Annotated in this window: 17 protein-coding genes; 10 read left to right on the forward strand and 7 right to left on the reverse strand. The window is 40.5% G+C overall.

Translation table 11 applies throughout. The annotated features are described in order from the left end of the window. Nucleotides 1-10: 10 nt before the first annotated feature. Nucleotides 11-676, reverse strand: coding sequence for a hexitol phosphatase HxpB (gene hxpB, locus PSF28_RS03000; RefSeq protein ID WP_109911239.1), 666 nt, complete (start codon nucleotides 674-676; stop codon nucleotides 11-13). Nucleotides 677-971: 295 nt separating this feature from the next. On the opposite strand from hxpB, the gene PSF28_RS03005 reads away from it, so the two are divergent. Beyond that, on the forward strand, nucleotides 972-1,511 hold the full coding sequence (locus PSF28_RS03005; protein WP_272665110.1) for a YniB family protein: 540 nt from the start codon (nucleotides 972-974) through the stop codon (nucleotides 1,509-1,511). A 161-nt stretch (nucleotides 1,512-1,672) separates the two neighbouring features. Here the strand turns inward: PSF28_RS03005 and PSF28_RS03010 are convergent, their stop codons facing one another. Beyond that, entirely contained in the window at nucleotides 1,673-2,542 is an 870-nt protein-coding gene (locus PSF28_RS03010) for a fructosamine kinase family protein (RefSeq protein WP_210837725.1), read from the reverse strand. 272 nt (nucleotides 2,543-2,814) lie between these two features. On the opposite strand from PSF28_RS03010, the gene PSF28_RS03015 reads away from it, so the two are divergent. Genes PSF28_RS03015 through PSF28_RS03030 form a run of 4 tightly spaced genes read left to right on the forward strand, consistent with a single transcriptional unit; the run spans nucleotide 2,815 to nucleotide 12,961 of the window. After that, nucleotides 2,815-4,653, forward strand: coding sequence for an AAA family ATPase (locus PSF28_RS03015; protein WP_210837723.1), 1,839 nt, complete (start codon nucleotides 2,815-2,817; stop codon nucleotides 4,651-4,653). 1 nt (nucleotide 4,654) lies between these two features. Beyond that, nucleotides 4,655-5,287: a 4Fe-4S single cluster domain-containing protein gene (locus PSF28_RS03020; protein ID WP_210837721.1), complete on the forward strand. Its 633-nt coding sequence runs from the start codon at nucleotides 4,655-4,657 to the stop codon at nucleotides 5,285-5,287. A 16-nt stretch (nucleotides 5,288-5,303) separates the two neighbouring features. After that, nucleotides 5,304-11,612: a protein kinase domain-containing protein gene (locus tag PSF28_RS03025; RefSeq protein WP_272684601.1), complete on the forward strand. Its 6,309-nt coding sequence runs from the start codon at nucleotides 5,304-5,306 to the stop codon at nucleotides 11,610-11,612. Then, nucleotides 11,609-12,961 carry a hypothetical protein gene (locus PSF28_RS03030; RefSeq protein WP_272684602.1) on the forward strand — a complete coding sequence of 451 codons (1,353 nt, stop codon included), beginning with the start codon at nucleotides 11,609-11,611 and terminating at the stop codon, nucleotides 12,959-12,961. The genes PSF28_RS03025 and PSF28_RS03030 overlap by 4 nt, the downstream gene beginning before the upstream one ends. An 84-nt stretch (nucleotides 12,962-13,045) precedes the next feature. On the opposite strand, the gene PSF28_RS03035 is transcribed toward PSF28_RS03030, so the two are convergent. Genes PSF28_RS03035 through PSF28_RS03050 form a run of 4 tightly spaced genes read right to left on the reverse strand, consistent with a single transcriptional unit; the run spans nucleotide 13,046 to nucleotide 16,595 of the window. Next, complete coding sequence (locus PSF28_RS03035; RefSeq protein WP_272683334.1) at nucleotides 13,046-13,912, reverse strand: metal ABC transporter permease; 867 nt, start codon at nucleotides 13,910-13,912, stop codon at nucleotides 13,046-13,048. Beyond that, on the reverse strand, nucleotides 13,905-14,795 hold the full coding sequence (locus PSF28_RS03040) for a metal ABC transporter permease (RefSeq protein ID WP_272665102.1): 891 nt from the start codon (nucleotides 14,793-14,795) through the stop codon (nucleotides 13,905-13,907). The genes PSF28_RS03035 and PSF28_RS03040 overlap by 8 nt, the downstream gene beginning before the upstream one ends. After that, complete coding sequence (locus PSF28_RS03045; protein WP_109911242.1) at nucleotides 14,792-15,682, reverse strand: manganese/iron ABC transporter ATP-binding protein; 891 nt, start codon at nucleotides 15,680-15,682, stop codon at nucleotides 14,792-14,794. Before PSF28_RS03045 ends, PSF28_RS03040 begins: the two co-directional genes overlap by 4 nt. 1 nt (nucleotide 15,683) lies before the next feature. Further along, nucleotides 15,684-16,595 carry a metal ABC transporter substrate-binding protein gene (locus PSF28_RS03050; protein WP_210837712.1) on the reverse strand — a complete coding sequence of 304 codons (912 nt, stop codon included), beginning with the start codon at nucleotides 16,593-16,595 and terminating at the stop codon, nucleotides 15,684-15,686. Between the two features lie 283 nt (nucleotides 16,596-16,878). Here PSF28_RS03050 and PSF28_RS03055 point away from each other — a divergent pair, with 283 nt between their 5' ends. Further along, complete coding sequence (locus PSF28_RS03055; protein WP_272684603.1) at nucleotides 16,879-17,532, forward strand: transglycosylase SLT domain-containing protein; 654 nt, start codon at nucleotides 16,879-16,881, stop codon at nucleotides 17,530-17,532. On the opposite strand, the gene PSF28_RS03060 is transcribed toward PSF28_RS03055, so the two are convergent. Continuing rightward, complete coding sequence (locus tag PSF28_RS03060) at nucleotides 17,526-18,230, reverse strand: MarC family NAAT transporter (RefSeq protein WP_115167387.1); 705 nt, start codon at nucleotides 18,228-18,230, stop codon at nucleotides 17,526-17,528. The two genes, PSF28_RS03055 and PSF28_RS03060, sit on opposite strands and share 7 nt — an antisense overlap. A gap of 467 nt (nucleotides 18,231-18,697) precedes the next feature. Here PSF28_RS03060 and fos point away from each other — a divergent pair, with 467 nt between their 5' ends. From fos to PSF28_RS03080, 4 genes are all read left to right on the forward strand, one after another. Next, nucleotides 18,698-19,111 (forward strand): fosfomycin resistance glutathione transferase, encoded by a 414-nt coding sequence (gene fos / locus PSF28_RS03065; RefSeq protein ID WP_210840154.1) that lies wholly within the window; start codon nucleotides 18,698-18,700, stop codon nucleotides 19,109-19,111. A 103-nt stretch (nucleotides 19,112-19,214) separates the two neighbouring features. Beyond that, nucleotides 19,215-19,613 (forward strand): hypothetical protein, encoded by a 399-nt coding sequence (locus PSF28_RS03070; RefSeq protein WP_210840155.1) that lies wholly within the window; start codon nucleotides 19,215-19,217, stop codon nucleotides 19,611-19,613. Nucleotides 19,614-19,716: 103 nt separating this feature from the next. Then, nucleotides 19,717-20,166, forward strand: a complete 450-nt coding sequence (locus PSF28_RS03075) for a methyltransferase family protein (RefSeq protein WP_272684604.1) — start codon at nucleotides 19,717-19,719, stop codon at nucleotides 20,164-20,166. Between the two features lie 79 nt (nucleotides 20,167-20,245). After that, nucleotides 20,246-20,833: a hypothetical protein gene (locus tag PSF28_RS03080; protein ID WP_272684605.1), complete on the forward strand. Its 588-nt coding sequence runs from the start codon at nucleotides 20,246-20,248 to the stop codon at nucleotides 20,831-20,833. Nucleotides 20,834-21,028: the final 195 nt, after the last annotated feature.

Consider the following 21,028-nt stretch of genomic DNA (forward strand, 5'->3'; position numbering starts at 1 on the left):
CAAAGTATTCTTAACGTAAATGTTCAGCCTTTAAGTCATTCAGTGAGGCTAGCTTGATATCGGCTAAACCAAAGCGCGGATCATTAAAATGCTTGCTGTCAGGTACGACAATTGAACGCATTCTGGCCGCTTTTGCAGAAATCATACCGTTAAATGAATCTTCTAATGATGCACAATTGACCGGTTTAGTCGATAACTCAGCTGCTGCTTTAAGATAAACTTCAGGATGCGGTTTACTCAAGGGTAAATCAGCCGCAGAAATAACCGCAGAGAAATAATCACGGATATCCAGAAGGTTTAGTACTTTTTCCAACATGTATAAAGGAGAGGCGGAAGCCAGTGCAATTTTTAAATCCATTGAACGGCAAAGTTCCATGGCATGTTGCACTCCTGGTAGAATAGGGCGAGTTTCTTCAACTAAGCCAACAACACGGTCAATGATGCGTTGTGTGGCTTCTTCTTGGCTGCATCCTTGCCAAGGGGAGGCGTGGTACCAAAGCTCCACCACATGGTCAATACGTAAACCTAAGGTATCAGGCAGGGTATCAGCAATTGAAACGTCGACACCCAATTGTGAAAAAATCTCAAGTTCAGCCTGTGCCCAAAAAGGTTCCGAGTCGATCAATAAACCATCCATATCAAAAATGACCGATTGGATGGGAAGATTATGGTACATGTCAAAACTCCATTCATGTCGTATCTATTAACGAAGGAGCAATGATACCAGTAAACTGGTGTCAAGCGTATTACTTGAAGTCAGCATTAAGCTAATATTGAGAAATTATCGGACAGTATGAAGTAAAAGCGTAATGGTAATTAACGACTACACTTTTTTGATTAGTCTGAAAGTCTAAATATAATTATCAATTATGAATTGAAATTTGGAGACGATGAATTTTTTCAGCTATGATTAGCGTTGAAAAATCATTGTAAAAATTTATCAAAAATAATAACGCTGAGGAAAAGCAGTAATGAATTACCATAATGCCAATTATGTCGCAATCGGCAAACGTATTCTGGGTTGGGTTGTTTTTCTGTTAGCATTAATTTCGACATTGGCGTCTTTAATTAAACTGGCTGGCATGAAGGGGCTTGCAGGTGAGGGGATCAATGCGGTCGCTAATGATTTTATTAAATTAATGGCGGAAATGGCCCGCCAAACTACGCCTTTCCTAAATTTCTTTTGGAATAACTCACCAGTACCTCAAGTTGCTAATGGGTTTTCTGGCAGCAATATCAGCTTTATCATCATTTTTATTTTTATTTTTGTTGGGCTCGCATTAAGTGCATCAGGTTTGCGCATGTACCGACAAATTAAGTTTATCCGTGAAAGTTTAGAAGACCACGTGATCATAGAAAAAGCAAAAGGCATCGATATCTCGAAAGAAGAACTAGAAGCTAAGGTGACTATTCCACGTCACACTATTTTCACTCAATTTTTTCTTCTTTATTTTTGGCCAATTGTCTTGGGGGTGGCACTGTATTTTCTTCTACGCTTCCTTAACTGGTAATTTTCGTCATACTTCGAACCGTAGCGGTGTTGGCTTCTTTCGGCTATTTGGGTCACATACTTGTGTATGCTCCCCGAGATATCTGCACTTGCCGCCTACTCATAACGCGAATTATTTAGAAAATTAAATAGTGTTGATACTTTATGTTCAAAAACAGGAGCTTATTTTTCGCTGAGTAGGTTATCAATAATTGTCTGTGCTTGGTGGTAACATTGTTCGTTACCAAAGATATGGGCTTGATTGAGTAAATAATATAACTGATAGATTGGTTGCCTATCTAAAAATCCATTTGGCAATGGCCAAACACTTTGGTAGCCATCGATAATTTGGATCGGAAGTTCTTGATATAATGGCAACATCGCAATATCACATTCCCTATCACCCCAATAACAGGCAGGGTCATACAGTACCCCTTCAATATTTTGAGTGATAGCACAGTTTGCTGGCCATAAATCACCATGTAATAAAGAAGGCTGAGGTTGATGCCCAGCAAGTTTGTCTTTAACAATATCAACAATCTGCTGAATATCCGCAAAAACCATCCCCTTTTCTGAGGCCAGTTGTAATTGCAAGCCAATACGCTTTTCTGCAAAGAATGAATTCCAGCGCTTTTCCCAACCATTGGGTTGAATAATTGTGCTGAGCATAGTATCAAAATCGAACCCATAACTGGGCTGCTCTTCCCATTGGTGTAAACGCGCTAGTTGTTGACCAAAATGCCATGCGTTGGTGCTATCGAAAGGTTTTAGAGGAAAATATTCGAGGAGTAGGAAACTATGGTGCTTATTACTGCCAACACCGTAAACCTTAGGAACGGTTATAGTTTGGCTTTTGGCGAGCATTTCAAGTTGTTCAGCTTCTTGTTTGAACAAAGGTAAAAACTCACGCCGATTTTGCTTAATGAACACGGTATGCTCACCATAGTCAATTCTTAACGTATGGTGAATATCACCACCAGAGAGAATGACTTTGTTGCGTAGCTCTGCTTCACCTAAGTGTTCACTTAATAAACGACACATTGCTTGCCACATGACTCACCTCGCTCTGCTTTGGTCTTCATTAATATAATACTATAGCGACAGTTTAGGAATTAACAGTGATAATTGTTTAAAAAGAAGAGGCTATCACGAAATTGTGGAACGATTATCAGGCAAGTAAACATAAATACCGTTTGTTTTAAAATTAACCTATCTCTATCTAAATGAGAATGTTCAGATATTTTAGATTGAGCTTAAGATCTAGACGCCATTTGTGAACGATTTCAGGTAAACTGCAAAAAATACTTTCATATTTAAGGGGTGCTATGAACACGGATTTTCAAAAACCGCGCTGGTTAAGAGATTTATTGCGATTTATCCCACTGAAAAGCCAGTTTGTTCTATTTGGTAATGTGCGAGATCTGCAAGCTAGTGAAATAGCCCCCACTGTAGTGACCCCCTTGCCATTTAACCAAGCACTCTTTAATCACTTATTTCAGGCTGGGTATGCCTATGTGATTACCTATACGCCACTCCTTGGTTTCCAGTGTGTCGCTAATCCAACAGAAAATCCGCAAGGTAGCACGACTTTAATGCAAAACTTAGGTTTGCATATGGCTGATGATAAAGCCGCTGGTGGTATTGATATGCTGAATCATTTGTTGGAGAAATTTATTAACTACAAGCAGCTGCCGATTGCATTATGTATTGATTTCGCCTCTTGCTTGATTTCTCATCGCGATAACCTGACCCCAGCTGAGCACAGCTTATTTACTCGGGCTCTGGTGGTTTCTCATCAAGCTAAAGCGCGGCCTGCAGGGGAAAATAACCAACCGTTCTACAATTCTATTTTTTGGATTGTGGAGAAAGAAACCGATTTACCCGATTGGTTTTTAGTCAATAACCCTCGAGTGAGAGCCATTCCTGTGGCGAAGCCTGATAATCAAGTCCGTCGTGTGCTCACGCCGATGTTGCTGGCTTCACTGGTCGATTTTAATAGTATTGAACAGGCTGATAAAGATAGCTTAGTTAATGATTTTATTGATGAAACCGAAGGGTTATTGTTGCTGGATTTAACGGCAATAGTACAACTTGCACGGATTGAAAATGTGCCTGTGAAACGGATCAGTGATGCAGTTCGACGCTATAAAGTGGGTATAACAGAAGATCCATGGAAAAAAATCGATAAACAGAAAATACATAATGCACCACAGATAATTTCACGCCGAGTTAAAGGCCAGCAACACGCAGTGACTCATTTATTGGACATTATTAAACGTGCAATGACGGGAGTGGGAGGGCATAAAGGTGGCCGACCACGAGGCGTTTTATTTCTAGCGGGGCCAACGGGGGTCGGGAAAACAGAACTGGCGAAAACAGTCACTCAATTGCTATTTGGTGACGAAAGTGCTTACATCCGCTTTGATATGTCTGAATTTAGTGCAGAACATGCAGATCAACGCTTAATTGGTGCTCCCCCTGGCTATGTGGGGTATGACTCTGGCGGCGAGCTGACGAATGCCATTCGTGAAAAGCCGTTTAGTGTAGTGCTGTTTGATGAGATAGAAAAAGCACACCCCCATTTAATGGATAAGTTTCTACAAATTATTGATGATGGAGTATTGACCTCAGGCCGTGGAGATCGCGTTTATTTTTCGGAATCTTTGATCATTTTCACGTCAAATCTCGGTATTTATCGCTTGGATGCAAATGGTGAGCGAGTGGCGAACGTGCAACCCAGTGAGCCTTTTGAAACCGTGACACGTAATGTGAAAAGTGAAATTGAACGTCATTTTAAATTAGTGCTAAATAGACCTGAGCTGCTCAATCGAATTGGGGAAAACATTATTGTTTTTGACTTCATTCGTCCTGATGTGGCACAGCAAATATTTGAGCAAATGGTGGACAATATTCTTGCTGGTTTGGAAAAACAATCGCTAACTATTACCATTTCCCCACAAGCCAAAGAATCGCTAAAACAGTATTGTTTAGCTGATTTGTCTAATGGGGGGCGTGGAATACGTAACCAATTGGAAAGCTACTTAATTAACCCATTATCTCGTGCAATTTTCGACCAAGATTTACAGCCTAATTCGGCCTATCAAATTGTCGAAATTACGACAGGTGAAACCACGCAAATCACTTTAGCGGCGATGAGTAATTGATGTGGTGAATATTAGTATTTCACGAATTCATTTTCCAATTATGGCTCTAGGCCCCGGAAAACGCATTGGCATTTGGTTTCAAGGCTGCTCATTACATTGTAAGGGCTGCCTTTCGCCTGACACATGGCAAGTGAAAGACAATGACATTACGGTGGAACAATTACTGGAGCAGATCACTGAGTGGCTACCGTTGGCGGATGGCATCACGATTTCAGGGGGAGAACCGTTTGAGCAACCAGCAGCCTTATCTGCATTAGTCAGTGGAATTAAACAGCGAACGAATGCGGATATTTTGGTCTATAGCGGTTATCAATGGGATGATATCGAAGAGCATGTTTCACAAATGGCTCCATATATCGATGCTTTGATCAGTGAACCATTCAAGGTGGAGCTCGCGCAAACTCAAATGCTCAAAGGCAGTGATAACCAGAAATTACATATGTTGACGCGATTAGGAAAGGCTCGGTTTATTGCATATCAGCGTGCAACGACACCCGAGGATAAAGTGCTCGATTTAGCGTTTGACGAAACAGGACGACTATTTTTGGCTGGTGTTCCAGAACGTGACGATATGTTGCGCCTGCGTACCCTAATTGAACAGCAAGACCAGTCTTTGCAACAACTAAAAAAATAACAAATTGGATGAATGGATGACCATGATACGTTTTTGCCCGCATTGCCAAACAGAGCGACCATTAACAGAAATTTTCTGTGCGGGGCAAATTAAAACACCACAAGGAAGTAACCAACTTTGTGGCTGGGATTTAACCCTTGAGGGTATCCATGAAGCCGGCTGGCGTCCCACTGATGAACACAATACCTCGATTGATAGTCTACCAATCAGTATTGATGATAATAATCAAAATAATCAAATTATTGAGCAAAGGGTTTGTATGAACGGGCATCCAATGGATGAGGGGGATTTTATCTGCCTCGAATGTGGAGAAGATGCCGCTGTTAAGTCAAGCAATACTGAGGAACACTCTCAACCATTTATAGGAAATTGGCGGCTTGAACGTCGCATTAATCAAGCCGATAGCCCACGGGAACGTTACTTAGCCACACATATAGAAAGTAAAAAAACTGGCGTGCTTACCTTATATCAAAAAGGTGAAGAACCCGATCCGACGATTTATCAAGTGCTTCAGCTGATCCCAACAAACCACGTGCCTGAATTTTATGAAACAGGCCGTTGGGAAAACCGTGCTTGGCATGTAACCGAATTACTAGAAGGTGGCTCACTTAGCCAATTTATTCAACAAGGGGATTTTTGGCAACTTCATGAAATTCCTAAATTAGTTGAGGAAATAGGGCAAGCGATAGCGGCATTTACTGAGCATGGTTTACGCCATCGCAATTTGTGTCCTGCGAATTTATTGATCCGCAGCCGTGACCCTTTAGATATCGTGGTGATTGAATATGGCTCTGCGAGTTTGTCTGAGTTTGATCTTGATATCGTGACTCCTTTGGATATTTCCCGATATAGCGCACCAGAAACCTTAGCCGGCGGTGTGAGTGCAGCATCAGATTGGTGGAGTCTCGGGGTTATTCTATTAGAACAACTAACCCGAGGGGAGTGTTTCTCTCAAGTTCATGATAATGCATTCTTAATCCAAGTCATGACCAATGGTGTTGATTTGCCGGATGATTTAGCTCCTAACTTACAATTATTGCTACGTGGACTACTGTGTCGGGATCGTTTTCTACGTTGGCAATGGCCACAAGTGTCGGCGTGGTTAGAGGGGAAAGCCGTCCAAGCCCCACAAACTGCCGCGGTAGATTCTCAGACTCAATATCATCAAGTCCAGTTTGCGGGACAACAATTTTCTCAACCCGATGCTTTTGCTATGGCCGCTGGAGAACAAGCAAATTGGGATGATGCAGTCAAATTCTTGTTGCGTGGGGAGTTAACGTCATGGCTCGCAAAATTTGACAATAGCCAGGAGCAGCTAAAGCAACTTCAGGGTTTTTTAGACAGCGAAAAATCGTTAGATGGATCTGAGCAGAGTGAAATTAATCAAGATATTAAGCTCACTCTAGCCTTGAAAATCCTAAACCCGAATATGCCATTTATTTATCGCGGTGAAATAATTACACCGGCATGGTTGTTAGAACAACCTGCACTGGCCTATGCACTCATCAGCGAGCCATTAAATCAACACATTCAGTATATTGACCCACAACATTGGCTCGTACAGCTCTACCATCGCCAATGTTTAGTACGTCAACGCGCTGAACAATTGAATATATTACTCAATGAAGAAAGCTTGAAACTGTATTTATTGATCACATCAACAAGCCAGCTAGCTGCACGTTGGGAATTGCTGCATAGTCAATTTCCTGACTCACATAACGAAAGCCTACAAGGCTTACTAGATAGACAAAATCGACAAGAAATTGATTATATTTTATTGTTAAGTGCCGACCTTGGGCAGTTTATTGCATTGGATGTGTTAGTCGAGCAAGCCTTTGAATTAGCGAAACAAAACGATATCCACAATTTTGATAACGAAATAGCTAAAAGTCAGCTTTTATTGCCACGAGGGGAGCTATACCAGCTAATTAACCACCGAGTCAGTGATTTTAAACGTATCGGACTTCCTGAACTCGATGGTTGGGTGGATGACTTTTTATTAACGCGTCGTTTATCATTAGAAAAAATACTGGTGTTGCTGGCTATTCCATTCGAACATTGGCAAGTGCCAGAATCACAAAAATATGTTCTTGAAGTTCTAAGATTTTTTACACAAAAGCTCACGTCAGTGACACAACGTGGAAATTTAGTGCGCATGCGTCTAACGCAAAATACTGGGCGAGTCGATTTAATGGAATGCGATAGCCCCGTACGCCGCGCAAGTGCATTACTTGAACATTTATTGAACCGCAAAAAAAGCACGGTTACCATTGATAGTGATTTGCTATTACAACACCCAGGTGTTAATGGCCGATTACGGATCCTGCAATCAGATACACAATTATATCAACGGGATACCGGTATAGATGGCATGTATCTTGGTTTTCCATTCTTATTGTTGCACACACAGCCGAATCAAATAAAACCGCGAATAGCGCCCTTGTTTTTATGGCCAGTTTCATTGCGTACTTCTTTGGCTCAAAATAGTCCCATTCAGCTCAATTTCGACCATGAACGGGGGGCTATACGTCTGAATCCTGCGCTCGCAAGCTTTGCAGGTATACCTTCAGTGAATGAATGGCAAACAGTATTAGATAATTTATTATCTAAAGCAGGTTTAACCATTGAAGATATGATGGAGACACTTTCGTCTTTATTACCGATACAAGGTACGGAACTGACGCCACTTCCTTCTATCACCGCGCAGATTGCAGAAAATAGCGCACAAATTTGCTGTTCAGCCGTACTTTTCCATACCTCGTTTATTGGTCAGGCGATGAGTGGCGATTTACAGCAAATTGCTGGGCTACCGATTTCTCAAACCGCGTTAGCAACAATGCTAAAAGTCGTGCCGCTCGACAGCAAGAATGAAACACAGTCAGATAATTTACTTAACCAATATGCGTTGTCATTGGCTGATCCATCACAGGAACATGTTGTTCAAGCTGCTCAAGGCAACACGGGACTGTTGATTGAGGGGCCACCAGGGACGGGTAAAAGCCAAACAATCGTGAGCTTAATTGCAGATGCGATAGGGCGTCAGCAAACCGTTTTAGTTGTGTGCCAAAAACCGGCTGCGCTTGAGGTAGTTTATAAGCGATTGAAAGCGAATGGTTTAGGAGATAGAGCACTATATATCAGCCAAAGTCAAAGAGGGCGTGACATCATTTTGGCGGTGAGGGAGCAAATTGAGCAGCTTTGGGAACAAGAAAAAAGCCAGCTCGTTGAGCGGGATTGGGCAGGAGAGAGAATTCATCTTGTTAGCCGTGTTCAGTTATTTGAACAAAAATTAGACAGGTACTTTCACTCTCTCAATAATATCGATGAAAAGTTTCAAGTTTCTTATAAACAAGTATTAAGTCAATTGATTGAACTTGAAAAACTGCCTCATTTTGATATTGATGAGCAGCAAATTAAGCCATTATTAGCGCCACTTGATGGTCATACGATTGAGCAATTAACGGATGACTTTAAGTTACATGCACATACATGGTGGCAATTGGATTATGACAATAATGCACTAAACGCCTTAGCGCGCTTTACGGCAGATGACCCTCAATATTCATTGTTTAATCAATCTATTACGGCATTGGTTGAAACTGAAAACCAACGTGATGAAGCTTACCAAACACAATATCAGCAAATTACGTTGACTCAATTATCGACTCATGAGCAATGGTTAACACAACATGAAGCACAATTTAATCAGTTAACGACCGAACAATGGCAGGAACTTTCCCGTTGGTTACCCCTATTTAGCGGTGAAACGGGAAATTCCATTATTCGCCAACTCGAGCAGTTGTATGAGCGTTTATTATCAATTAGTGAAGAAAATACGGACCCGTTATTATTCTCTGTATTCAGGGGGATTGATAATCACCATCTTGCCCAATTATCACGAGCATTGATGGAGACAATACAAGGTTCATGGGTGCGTTTCTTGAATCCGTATTACTACCGCCGGCAAAATCAATTACAGTCATTTATGGCAAGCAGCGGCTTAGCGCCAACGACTGAGAAATACACTTCAGTGATTAAAACCATTGCCGTTGAGCAGCAATGGCGTTTACTTGCACAGGAATTACAGCCTTTATATCAACAGCTTGCTCTTGAACTCCAGTCGGATCACCAATGGCGTAATACATTACAAGTGCTGATCATGCAGCTAAAACACGTGGCGGATATGGCTGAGCTTCTCATTCAGTACCCTGAGCCTGAGCATTTTATAGACGCAATTATTCATCAGCAAAAAACGGGGTTTACTCATCAATGCCATGAAATTAGGGCGGCAATCGCTAAGTTACACGCAAGAACGGAAAGCTTAAGCCAATTAAGTAAGCTAGACAGTGTCTTTTCGTCAGAAACCGTTGAGCGGTTTAAACTGGCCGTGATAAACGGCGAGTCATATACCGCGGAACTGGTGCAAATAGAGCAGCAAAAAGAAAATGTATTGCGTTACCAATCATTTAGATCGGACACGCAACACTTTTCGCCGCAGCATTGGGGGCTCCTTGCGCTATTAAAACCAGCAATTAAGCAGCTTATTGCCACTGACGGTTTCACAACACAATGGCGAGATCAATTAGTCCAAACCGTTCACTACTATTTCTGTCTGTTCACTAAAATGCAGTTGACGGCAACATTACCTGCACTCAGTACCCATCAAGACCAGCTGATGTCAGACCTTGCCGAACTAGAAAATGCCCAAAGTCGGTTACAGCAATTCAATAAATTGGCACTGACGGCCAATATTGATAGCAAAATGTTAGGAAACCGTCGTGAATGGGAGGAAATCACCCGCTTAGCAGGGCCAAGAGCTCGGCGATTAAGGGAGTTTATTCTCGAAGCCCGTGATATTGGGTTAATGCAACTACGACCCGTTTGGTTGATGACGCCGGATGTGGCGAGCCAAGTCCTTCCACTTGAAGGCGCTATGTTTGATAGCGTAATCTATGATGAAGCCTCACAGATGCCGATTGAATACGCATTATCGACGTTATTCAGAGCTAAACAGGCCATTATCAGTGGTGATGAAAAACAAATGCCTCCATCAAAATTCTTTACAGGCAAGTTAGTTGAAGATGATATTGATGAAGAAGATGATGACCAACAAGAGCTGGCTGGAGAACAATGGGATTACCGGCAAATCAGTGATTGCCCTGATTTATTACATTTAGCACGAACGGTATTACCTATCCATACACTGGATATTCATTACCGTTCTGCCTACCGAGAACTAATCAATTTCTCCAATTTTGCTTTTTATGAAAATAGGCTAAATATCCCAGCACAATTTTCAGCCAAAATGGTCAACGAAATTAAGCCATTACAGCTTATTCAAGTGAATGGTGTTTATGTTAACCAAAGTAATGAAGCTGAAGCTATCGCCATCGTAGAACATTTAGCCTCAATGTGGCAGCGGCCTTTCGAACAACGACCTTCAGTGGGCGTAGTCACATTTAACCAAAAGCAGGCCACATTGATTAATCAAATAATCCAATTGCGTGCAGCACAGGATGAAGACTTTCTTCAGGCATATACGCAAGAAAACCAACGTACTCACGATGATGAAGATATGTCATTTTTTGTGAAAAATGTGGAAAATGTGCAAGGTGATGAGCGCGATGTGATTTTGTTTTCTACCACATTCGGTCGCAATGCACAGGGAACATTCAGGCGTAACTTTGGTGTACTTGGCCAAACCGGTGGAGAACGGCGTTTAAATGTCGCTATCACTCGTGCTCGCCAGCAAGTTGTGATTATGTCATCAATGCCAATAGATGAAATTTCTGATTTATTAGCGACTTACCGTAAGCCTGAAATTCCACGGGATTATTTACAAGGCTATCTGGCCTATGCGCTAAATGCATGTAACCCATTAATGCAAAAAGAAAATGAAAAATTGCTCCATCGCATGTGTCATACGCAGTCAGCGGTTGGTCGTGAAACGCTCTCGCAAAATGCGTTTGTCGATTCAGTTATGGATTTTATTCGACAAAGTGGCTGGCAGGTGACCACCACAAGCCAAAATGGGGTATTCCATTTTGATGGCATTGTTGAAGATCAAAGCAACGGCCGTTTACTCATTGGTATAGAATGCGACATACCATCACACCCATTATTGAAAACTGCGCGTTCTAGGGAACTGTGGCGTAGCGCTGTTCTGACGCGTGTGGTACCCGCATACTATCGAGTGTCTATTATCGAATGGGTTCAAAATCGAGATTTGGCACAGCAACAACTGCATGACGCTATTTCTCAAGCGTTATTAACCTCATCCTCCTCTCAAATTGAGAGCCCAGAATCGCAAGAAGGTGCATTATGAGTTCATCAGTTCATCGTATAACTGTTAGGGAAATGAATGAAATTCAATGCCAGCGTCAGCTTGCGGTAGTTAAACGTCGATTTAAACAGTGGCAAGCACTGGCAAATAGTAGCCAATATCATCAGCCGCGTATTGCACAAATCACGCAAGCTTATGAGCAACTAATACAAAATTCGGCTCAGCTTGCCACATTGTCATCACGCAATTTAAGCTTGTTGAATAGCCAATTGGTTGAGTTTATTGGGACACTGAATAACGAGGTAAAGGAAGTTCGTGAACAACAACTCGAAAAACAAGCGTTATTAGCCCGAACAAAAAAACACAGAGAGCATAATTTGGCTGAATTAATTGCATTGGTACGTGAAAAATTGCCAAATGAAGCTGACCTTTATGCACAATTAATCTCGGCAAGTGAACTAGATGAAAGTCAATCTAATAAACTGATTTTTAAAGCATTAGCTTTATTAAGTCCACAATCAACATCACTCACGCCATCGGCAGAGGCATTATTGAGCCAACTAAAAGTCCAATCTGAAGGTGTGAAGCAATTTTGGCAATCAGGCTTACCGCAAACGCCATTTGCCAAACAATGTGAACAGATCCTATTGATGATTGAAAAGCTGAAATTAGGGGGCTCATTTGATGATGCTCAAGATACTGAGCAACAACTGGCTGAACTTCGGGAACTTAAGGAAGGTACCCAACGCCATTTACGCGCCGATTCATTGATCATGACATTGGCGGAGCAATTGAAGTTAAGCCAACAACGTATCGAACTTATCGATAAAATTGAACAACGTTGTGATGAATTGGCCATTTTTCCGAGTAAAGAAAATGAATCTATGATTTCGAATGCATTAGCCAGTATGCAATCAAGTTCGATAGAAGCGTTAACCACATGGGTCGATAAACTAGGCAGCGCCGTGAGTTTAGCTGAGCAACAGGTTGTTGCCACTGCGCAAAGAAAAACGGTACTCGATGGGTTAGGGAAACTCGGTTATCAAGTGCAAGACACTGACGTTAAAGCATGGTTGGATGATGGCAAAGTGGTCGTCACACACCCAGCAACACCGGGGTATGGGTTAGAATTAGGTGGAAAACAAACGCGTTTTCAAGCACGGACAGTGGCTTTTTTTGCAGAGCGAGATAATTCACGTGACCAGGATGTTGATGCCATTTGGTGCAATCAGCACCAACAATTGCAAGATATTATTGCTCAGACAGATGCGGAACTTGTTGTTGAGCTGGCATTACCGGCGGGAAGTGGGGAAATGAAAGTGCATGAAAACCAATCTGAAGCGCAGCGTCGCAATATGGTGGTGAACCAGTTAAAAACCCGTAGCAAATAGCACATTAATGCAGCTAGCTAAAGTCATTAAAAAAGCTGAATTCGTTATGTGTGAATTCAGCTTTTTTGTTATATCTCCCTGTAATTATGCAGTATGCATACTTTGCGGGTTAGTTCGGCTTCTTTTACGTGCAAGCACTAATTTGCTATAAAGCAGGGCTATCACAAAATACACCGCCTGAGTAACAACGATAGTTGGCCCAGTTGTTGCGTTGATGTGGAAACTCAGGATAGTCCCAATAACACTCGATGTTACCGAAGCAATGATGGCGACAACCAACATTTTCCCAAAACTACGGCATAACACAAAAGCAATAATGCCTGGGGAAATTAGCATTGCAATCACCAAAATAATACCAACAGCTTGTAATGAAGCAACGATGGTGAGAGCGAGTAGTGATAGCAAGCCATAGTGGATTAATTTCACAGGTAAGCCAATGACTCGTGCTTGGTTAGGGTCAAAGCAATACAGCATAAAGTCTTTACGCTTCAGTAAAATAATTGCGATGGTGATACCTGCAAACAGTAAAATCTGTTTAAATTCGCTATCTGTGATCCCTAAAATGTCACCAAATAGAATATGTGTAAGGTGCTGTTCAGTATCTATTTTAGCAAACATAACCAAGCCGATAGCAAACATGCCTGAGAAGACGATACCCATTACCGTATCTTCTTTTATCCGACTATTTTCCTTTAAATAACCTGTTGCCACAGCACAAAACAAGCCAGATGCAAATGCCCCTATCGCTAATGGAATACCGAGTAGGGAGGCTAAAATGATCCCCGGTAAAACGGCATGGGAAATTGCATCGCCCATCAATGACCAGCCTTTCAATACTAAAAAGCAAGAGAGGATAGCGCATACCGTTCCACTAACAATTGCCGTAATCAATGCTTTTTGCATAAAGGGAAATGCAAACGGAGCCATCAGTAAGTCAATGAAATCACTCATGAGATGCTCCTTGTTGGTGCGATTGGTGCAGTCGAGCAACTTCCTTTTTGGCTTTACGTTTTGAGGCAAAAATACCGTGCTTAGGCGCAAAGAAAAATGCCAGCAGGAAAATAATGGTCTGTAAGGTGACAATTAACCCGCCTGTAGCACCATTAAGGAAATAACTGATATAAGCGCCAACAGCACTGGTTACAGTACCAATGGTGACTGAAATAATGAGTAAGCGTTTAAATTGGTCAGTTAATAAATAGGCCGTTGCACCTGGAGTGACGACCATCGCAATCACAAGGATTGCGCCAACTGTTTGTAAGGCAGCAACAGTACAAGCACTTAATAATGTGAAGAAAATAATTTTTAGGCGTAGAGGATTCAAACCTATTGAGCGAGCGTGGCTTTCATCGAAAAAAACGGCTAATAAATCTTTCCATAAGCACAATAGGACAATAAATGAAACGCCGATAATAATTTCTACTTGTAATACGTCAGAATCTGCAATACCTAAAATATTACCAAAAATAATACTTTGTACATTAACAGATGTTGGATTCAATGAAACAATCAACAAACCTGCCGCGAAAAAAGTAGAAAAGATAAAGCCAATAACAGCATCTTCACGTAAACGAGTTAGATGCTTTACTAATGTCATGGCAAGTGCCGCAAGGATCCCGGTAAAAAAGGCGCCTGCCGCATAGGGTAAACCTAAAGCATAAGCACCCGCCACCCCAGGAACAACGGAGTGGGAGAGGGCATCTCCCATTAATGACCAGCCTTTCAACATTAAATACGCTGATAAGAACGCACAGACAGCACCAACAATGGCGCTGACCCAAATGGCTTTTATCATAAAATCATATTCAAAGGGCTGTAATAACATCTCAATCATTCGGAACCCTTAGCTTGGTTTTTTCGAACGGGGGCATCATGGTCATGACCATAGAATACAGCCGCTCTTTCATCATCGGTAATGACGGTGACAGAGCGTGGGTCATCATCGTCATGAAGCTCTTGACCAGACAGGTTAATATGACGCAATACGCCACCGAAGGCTTGTTGCAGGTTTCGTTGCGTAAATGTCGTTTCAGTAGGCCCACTCGCTAAAACAGTACGATTGATTAAGATAACATGGTCGCAGAACTCAGGCACACTGCCCAAGTTATGAGTTGAAACGAGAATGAGATGGCCTTCGTCACGCAAACTACGTAGCAGGTCAATAATGGCATTTTCGGTCTTAACATCAACCCCAGTGAAAGGTTCGTCAAGGAGTAAAACTTTACCTTCTTGTGCGAGCGCTCGAGCTAAAAAAACTCGTTTTTTCTGACCACCGGAGAGCTCGCCTATTTGGCGATGCTCAAGCCCTGCAAGGTCAACCCGTTCTAATGCCATTTTGACAGCATCTTTATCGGCCTGTTTAGGGATGCGAAAAAAACCCATTTTGCCATAACGGCCCATCATCACGACATCAGAAACGAGAACGGGAAAATTCCAGTCTACTTCTTCTGTTTGTGGGACGTACGCAATCACGTTTTCTTTAAGTGCGGTTTTTATCGGTTGATCATTTAATGTCACACTGCCAGAAGATGGGGTGACAAGCCCCATAATAGTTTTAAATAGCGTTGACTTGCCACTACCATTTACGCCAACTAAGGCACAAATAGAGCCACCAGAGATAGTAAAGCTTGCGTCATAGATAGCGGTGTGACCATTATTATATGTCACCGTCGCATCATCGACGATAAGATTCGGGTGTTCGAATTGACTTGAGTGATTCATATTACTGTGAAAATCCTTTCGCTATCGTGTCTACAGTCGTATTTAAAAGGTCAATATATGTTGGTACTGGGCCGTCAGCAGTTGAAAGTGAGTCTACATATAATACGCCACCGTATTTTGCCCCTGTTTCTTTACTGACTTGGCGAGCCGGTTTGTCAGAAATTGTACTTTCACTGAATACTACAGGGATGTTGTATTTACGGACAGTATCAATCACCTTTTTCACTTGTTGAGGAGAACCTTGCTCTTCCGCATTGATTGGCCATAAGTAGACTTCTTTAAAGCCGTAATCATTAGTTAAATAGCTAAATGCGCCTTCACTTGAGACTAACCAACGTTCATTTTCAGGGATACGATTTAAGCGTTCACGTAAAGGGGCATCAAGCTCAGCAATTTGCTGCGCATATTTTTTTGCATTGGCATTATATGTTTCAGCATTTTCAGGATCATATTTGACCAGAGCTTGACGAATATTTTCAATATAAATTTTAGCATTGGCAGGAGACATCCATGCATGTGGGTTCGGGTTGTCTTTATATTCACCTTCACGGATTGGCATTGGCTCAATTCCTTCAGTGACTACGACAGCAGGGACATTTTTAAAATTTTCAAAGAAACGTTGGAACCACACTTCCAAATTCATCCCGTTCCATAAGATTAAATCTGCATCATAGGCTTTCATAATATCTTTAGGTGTCGGTTGATAACCGTGAATTTCCGCTCCAGGCTTTGTTATAGACTCGACAATTGCCGCATCTCCAGCTACATTTTGAGCGATATCTTGAATAATAGTAAAAGTGGTTACGACTTTAAACTTTTTAGCAAAAGCAGGCTGACTAAAAAAAATGATTGCTACCAAAGCAAACATACTGGTTAGTAAAGGTGCAGATAATCGAGATACGTTCTTCTTCATAAAAGTTGACCCTGACATTATTGGTTTAGCGTTTTTTAACATACAGTTGTTAAGGTTTATAACAATTATATTTTATATCCCAACTGATAATGATTATCAATATCAATTGAGAAAAATAAATATAAAAAGTGTGGAATAGCATTATTTATCATTATAGGCTTCTAAGTCCCATGGTTATTTGTATGACTAAAACACGTCCTGAAGTAAAAGTTAAGTAAAAATTATTTTATTTTTCTTAGGATTAGTTATTCTGCCATCGGCTTTCACCGCAGAGGATTCGACAGTGAAAAAAATAATTGGCGGTACTTTTGTGTTACTGCTACTTGCAGGTTGTTCAAGCGAACCAGATAGGCCTGTAACGAAACAGCGAATGTTAGAGCCGACAGGGCCAATAACAGCACAAAATACGGCATTTCCAAGAACGCCCTTTGACGAATTTATTCGTGACTCTGCGGCTCGTTACAGTGTAGATGAAACTTTAATTAGAGCGATTATTGAGGTCGAATCCAACTTTAGGCCTGAAGTTGTCAGTAAATCCAATGCAATAGGTTTGATGCAAATTAAAGCTTCGACAGCAGGACGTGACGCCTATCGTTACCAAGGGAAATCGGGGGAGCCGAGTTCTCGTGACCTAAAAGATCCACAAAAAAATATCGATATTGGTACAGCTTATATTCGTATTTTAAGGGAACAGCACCTTGCTGGAATAAGCCATCCTCAGACATTATATTATGCAACGGTTGTTGCTTATGTGAATGGGGCAGGAGCGTTATTAAGAACGTTTGATAATAATAAAGGTCGGGCGATAGCGATGATTAATCGCTTATCACCGGAAGAGTTTTATCAACATGTACAAACAAAACACCCAGCACCACAAGCCCCACGCTATTTGTGGAAAGTTAAAAATGCTTACAATGCACTAGCGATGTCTTATTGATATTCCTTCATTAAATGTGGGAGCTGCGCGACAATTTCAACAATGCCGTTGATAACAAATTGCACTCCCATACAGATTAATAAGAACCCCATCACCCGCGCGATTGCATCAATACCGCTGTTTCCAAGCCACCTCATGATAGAAGTTGCGCCTCTTAAGCCAATCCAAACGATAAGACTGGCAATAAAAAAAGTAATCACGGGGGCAACTTTTAAAACCCATGGAGCGAAACTCACATTACCTTGTAATGATGCAGTGGAGCTGATGATCATCGCAATAGTACCCGGGCCTGCAGTACTTGGCATTGCAAGGGGAACAAAGGCAATACTCGGTGATTCTTGGCGTTTTTTGGGAACATTTGGGTCATCAAGCGCATTGGTAGTCTGGTCTTCCCCTACATCACTACTAGGGAATAGCATGCCAAAGCCAATAAATGCCACAATTAATCCACCTGCAATTCGAAGCCCTGGGATTGATATTCCAAATGTGTTCATGACTAATTGGCCAGCATAAAAAGCGATTGTCATGATTGCAAATACATAAATAGAGGCCAACAGCGATTGATGGTCACGCTGCTCTTTAGTCATATTAGCAGAAATGCTTAGCATGACCGCAATTGCAGTTAAAGGGTTGGCAAGAGGAAGTAATAGTACCAGGCCAATACCAACGGCTTGAAATAGCTCAAAAAAATTTGTCATGGAAGTTAGATTCAAGCTCCTGATTAATGTGAATAAAATACCTTATCCCAAATGATAGCAAAATTTCTTATAGATCTGTAGGTTAGCATTTATAACAAGTGAGGTATTTTATAGTAGGAGCCGGCTATAATACGGAGGAATAAGAGTTAATATTAACTATCATCTATTAGTTTGTAGATAATTGGAGTTGTTCACATTAACTGTGGATAACAATGGCCTTGTTCTGTGAGTAACTTGCTTTTTTTGTTAATTAACAAGTGGATGAGTTGTTGTGGTAAAAGTATTCAATTTTTATAGGCAAAAAAAAACCTTTTTATAGGGGTATAAAAAGGTTAAGGGCATTTCGTAACAGGTTGTCTTTAAGTTGATATGGAATGTAGTATATCTGCTGCAATGTTATTTACTGATAATTTATGTAAATTCATTAAAAGAATTCAATGTAACAGACAACCAAAGAGTAAAAAAATATGTTAAACGGAATCAACCATTTAACTTTAGCTGTAACTGATTTAGATAAAAGTATTGGTTTTTATCAAGCACTACTGGGTATGAAGTTACATGCGAGTTGGAAAAATGGCGCCTATATTTCCTGTGGCGATTTATGGTTATGTTTATCATTAGATACAACTCGTCAATTTTTGCCCCCAGAAAAAACGGATTACACACACTATGCCTTTAACGTTGATGCGAAAGACTTTCTTATCGTTGTTGATAGGCTAATGCAAGCGAATGTCATTGTTTGGAAAGAAAATAAAAGTGAAGGAGATTCTTTTTATTTTCTTGATCCTGACGGCCACAAATTAGAATTACATGTAGGCGGTTTATTACAACGCTTAAAGAGCTGCCAAGAAAAAACATATGAAGAAATGAAATTTTATTAAAAAGAGTTATGGATTTCTTTACAAAGGATTTTTAGTTTTAAAAATAGCTTTACGCAGAGTTGTATATCCTATTTTCAATTAATTTTGAGTAATAGGAAAAAGAATGAAAAAACTTATAGCGACATTAGCCGGGGCGTCTATGCTATTAGTTTTGGCAGCTGCCATGTTACTAATTGTTTTCCCTCAGCAGTGGAAGCAAAGTATTTATCCAAATATATCTCAAGTCTTACCGACATCACTCAGTGCTATTTTGCCGCAGAGTTTAGCCAGTAATGATATTTGTAATAGCTTAGAGGATAACCTGCAAAGTTTTGCTAACTATCTTAAAGTGAATCAGGATGTCGTTGATGTAAAAGGAATGAATAGTTTAGATGAACAACTGGCTAATATTCAAACCAGAATTGACTCTATGCCAAGTGATGTACGAAATTTAGTTTGCCAGCAGGAGTACAGTAAATTAGAAGGTTTAAAAAGTGTGTTTTCATTAGGTTCCAGTAACTAATCATTTTTGCCGTTAATATTACACCTCTATATACTCTTCCACTCAAATTTATATATTCATTTATGTTATGCTAATAACACCATGTTGGCTTACGGGTAATGTAATGAATATATTTAAATTGCCATTATTGAATTGGTTAGTTGCTAATGGAATCGCGGTTTATTTTCTTTCCAGACAAGGTCTTTTAGACTGGACGTTTTCCGGTTGGATGGGAATTTTAGGTATATTAGTTGCGCTGGAGAGTGTGAGTTGGGTCGCGACGAGTCTTTATTATTTTTATAAACATAAAACATCACCAAATCCTACAGTTAAGGCAACGCATTTAGTCACTAATGGGCCTTATCGATTTTCACGTAATCCGATGTATTTAGCTTTTACATCAATGAGCTTGGCTTTAGCTTTTTTCTCGCACTCTTCTTATTTTTTGGTCGCAGGGCTAGTATTTTGGCTGATTACTGATTTATATACGATCCCACAGGAAGAGCGTTTTTTATCTGCATCATTTAAAAATGAGTGGGGAGATTATAGTAAGCAAACGCGACGTTGGTTATAGATTAGTAGAAATGAGACGCTTTATCATTTAATCTGTTTTGTATACTGAAAAATTTATGCAAAATATGTTAAGGATAATAATGAACTATCAGGTTGCGCCATTTTGGGTATATTCGGGTAAACTCGCGTGTTTTATAGTGATTAGCGTATTTTTTGCTTTTTTTTCGGTAAGTGGTTTTATGCTTTATTTATTTACCGTTGGGATTGTTTGGGCTGTCGTAGTCTCATTTAAAATTCATGGAATGAAAGAAAAAGGAATAATCTTAAAAAATAGCGATACTTCTGATTGGATGGTATATGTGAATGGTATTCCAGTCCAAGAAAGAAGACAAACTCTGTCTAATCCCTGTTTTGCAACGATACAGCATGCGAAGTCATTCTTTAGTATTGCCTTTATTATTCGGGCATTAATTCAAATTATCTTTTGTGTCTATTTATTTTGGCAAATAGAGAAATTAGATAACATTTTTGTACTATTATACGGGGTAATTGCCTCGTCCTACATCATTTATTCATTATGGCAATCAATTAAATCGGTTATCATTTTTCAACAAAATAAGATAATCAGTGAAAAGTTAATCGCGCCTAGTGGATCCCGTTGGTATAGTGTGTTTTTCAAGCAAAAAGAGAAACTATTTCCTGCATTGGATAACTTATTCATCATTTAATCGGGAAGGTGTTGATTTTTCATATGAAGAAGAACAATTAGCGGTATTACGCTATCACCCTAAAATAGGTCTGTGTTATCATTAGTAGTTGAGTTACTCACGATGTAACGAAATAGGGCGTTTAAGTTGCCTGTATTTGTGTACATATCTTGCATAGTGAAGTGAGAAATCGTTAGTAACGTATTGATTTATAAC

The organism is Providencia sp. PROV130, assembly GCF_028482225.1.
GTDB classification, from domain to species: domain Bacteria; phylum Pseudomonadota; class Gammaproteobacteria; order Enterobacterales; family Enterobacteriaceae; genus Providencia; species Providencia rettgeri.

Bases quoted from the DNA above. Each gene is read 5' to 3' on its own strand.
- PSF28_RS03080 (WP_272684605.1), top strand. From the start codon at position 20,246: ATGAACTATCAGGTTGCGCCATTTTGGGTATATTCGGGTAAACTCGCG.
- PSF28_RS03030 (WP_272684602.1), top strand. From the start codon at position 11,609: ATGAGTTCATCAGTTCATCGTATAACTGTTAGGGAAATGAATGAAATT.
- PSF28_RS03060 (WP_115167387.1), bottom strand. From the start codon at position 18,230: ATGACAAATTTTTTTGAGCTATTTCAAGCCGTTGGTATTGGCCTGGTA.
- PSF28_RS03070 (WP_210840155.1), top strand. From the start codon at position 19,215: ATGAAAAAACTTATAGCGACATTAGCCGGGGCGTCTATGCTATTAGTT.
- PSF28_RS03005 (WP_272665110.1), top strand. From the start codon at position 972: ATGAATTACCATAATGCCAATTATGTCGCAATCGGCAAACGTATTCTG.
- PSF28_RS03015 (WP_210837723.1), top strand. From the start codon at position 2,815: ATGAACACGGATTTTCAAAAACCGCGCTGGTTAAGAGATTTATTGCGA.
- PSF28_RS03010 (WP_210837725.1), bottom strand. From the start codon at position 2,542: ATGTGGCAAGCAATGTGTCGTTTATTAAGTGAACACTTAGGTGAAGCA.
- hxpB (WP_109911239.1), bottom strand. From the start codon at position 676: ATGTACCATAATCTTCCCATCCAATCGGTCATTTTTGATATGGATGGT.
- PSF28_RS03050 (WP_210837712.1), bottom strand. From the start codon at position 16,595: ATGAAGAAGAACGTATCTCGATTATCTGCACCTTTACTAACCAGTATG.
- PSF28_RS03045 (WP_109911242.1), bottom strand. From the start codon at position 15,682: ATGAATCACTCAAGTCAATTCGAACACCCGAATCTTATCGTCGATGAT.
- PSF28_RS03075 (WP_272684604.1), top strand. From the start codon at position 19,717: ATGAATATATTTAAATTGCCATTATTGAATTGGTTAGTTGCTAATGGA.
- PSF28_RS03040 (WP_272665102.1), bottom strand. From the start codon at position 14,795: ATGATTGAGATGTTATTACAGCCCTTTGAATATGATTTTATGATAAAA.
- PSF28_RS03025 (WP_272684601.1), top strand. From the start codon at position 5,304: ATGACCATGATACGTTTTTGCCCGCATTGCCAAACAGAGCGACCATTA.
- fos (WP_210840154.1), top strand. From the start codon at position 18,698: ATGTTAAACGGAATCAACCATTTAACTTTAGCTGTAACTGATTTAGAT.
- PSF28_RS03035 (WP_272683334.1), bottom strand. From the start codon at position 13,912: ATGAGTGATTTCATTGACTTACTGATGGCTCCGTTTGCATTTCCCTTT.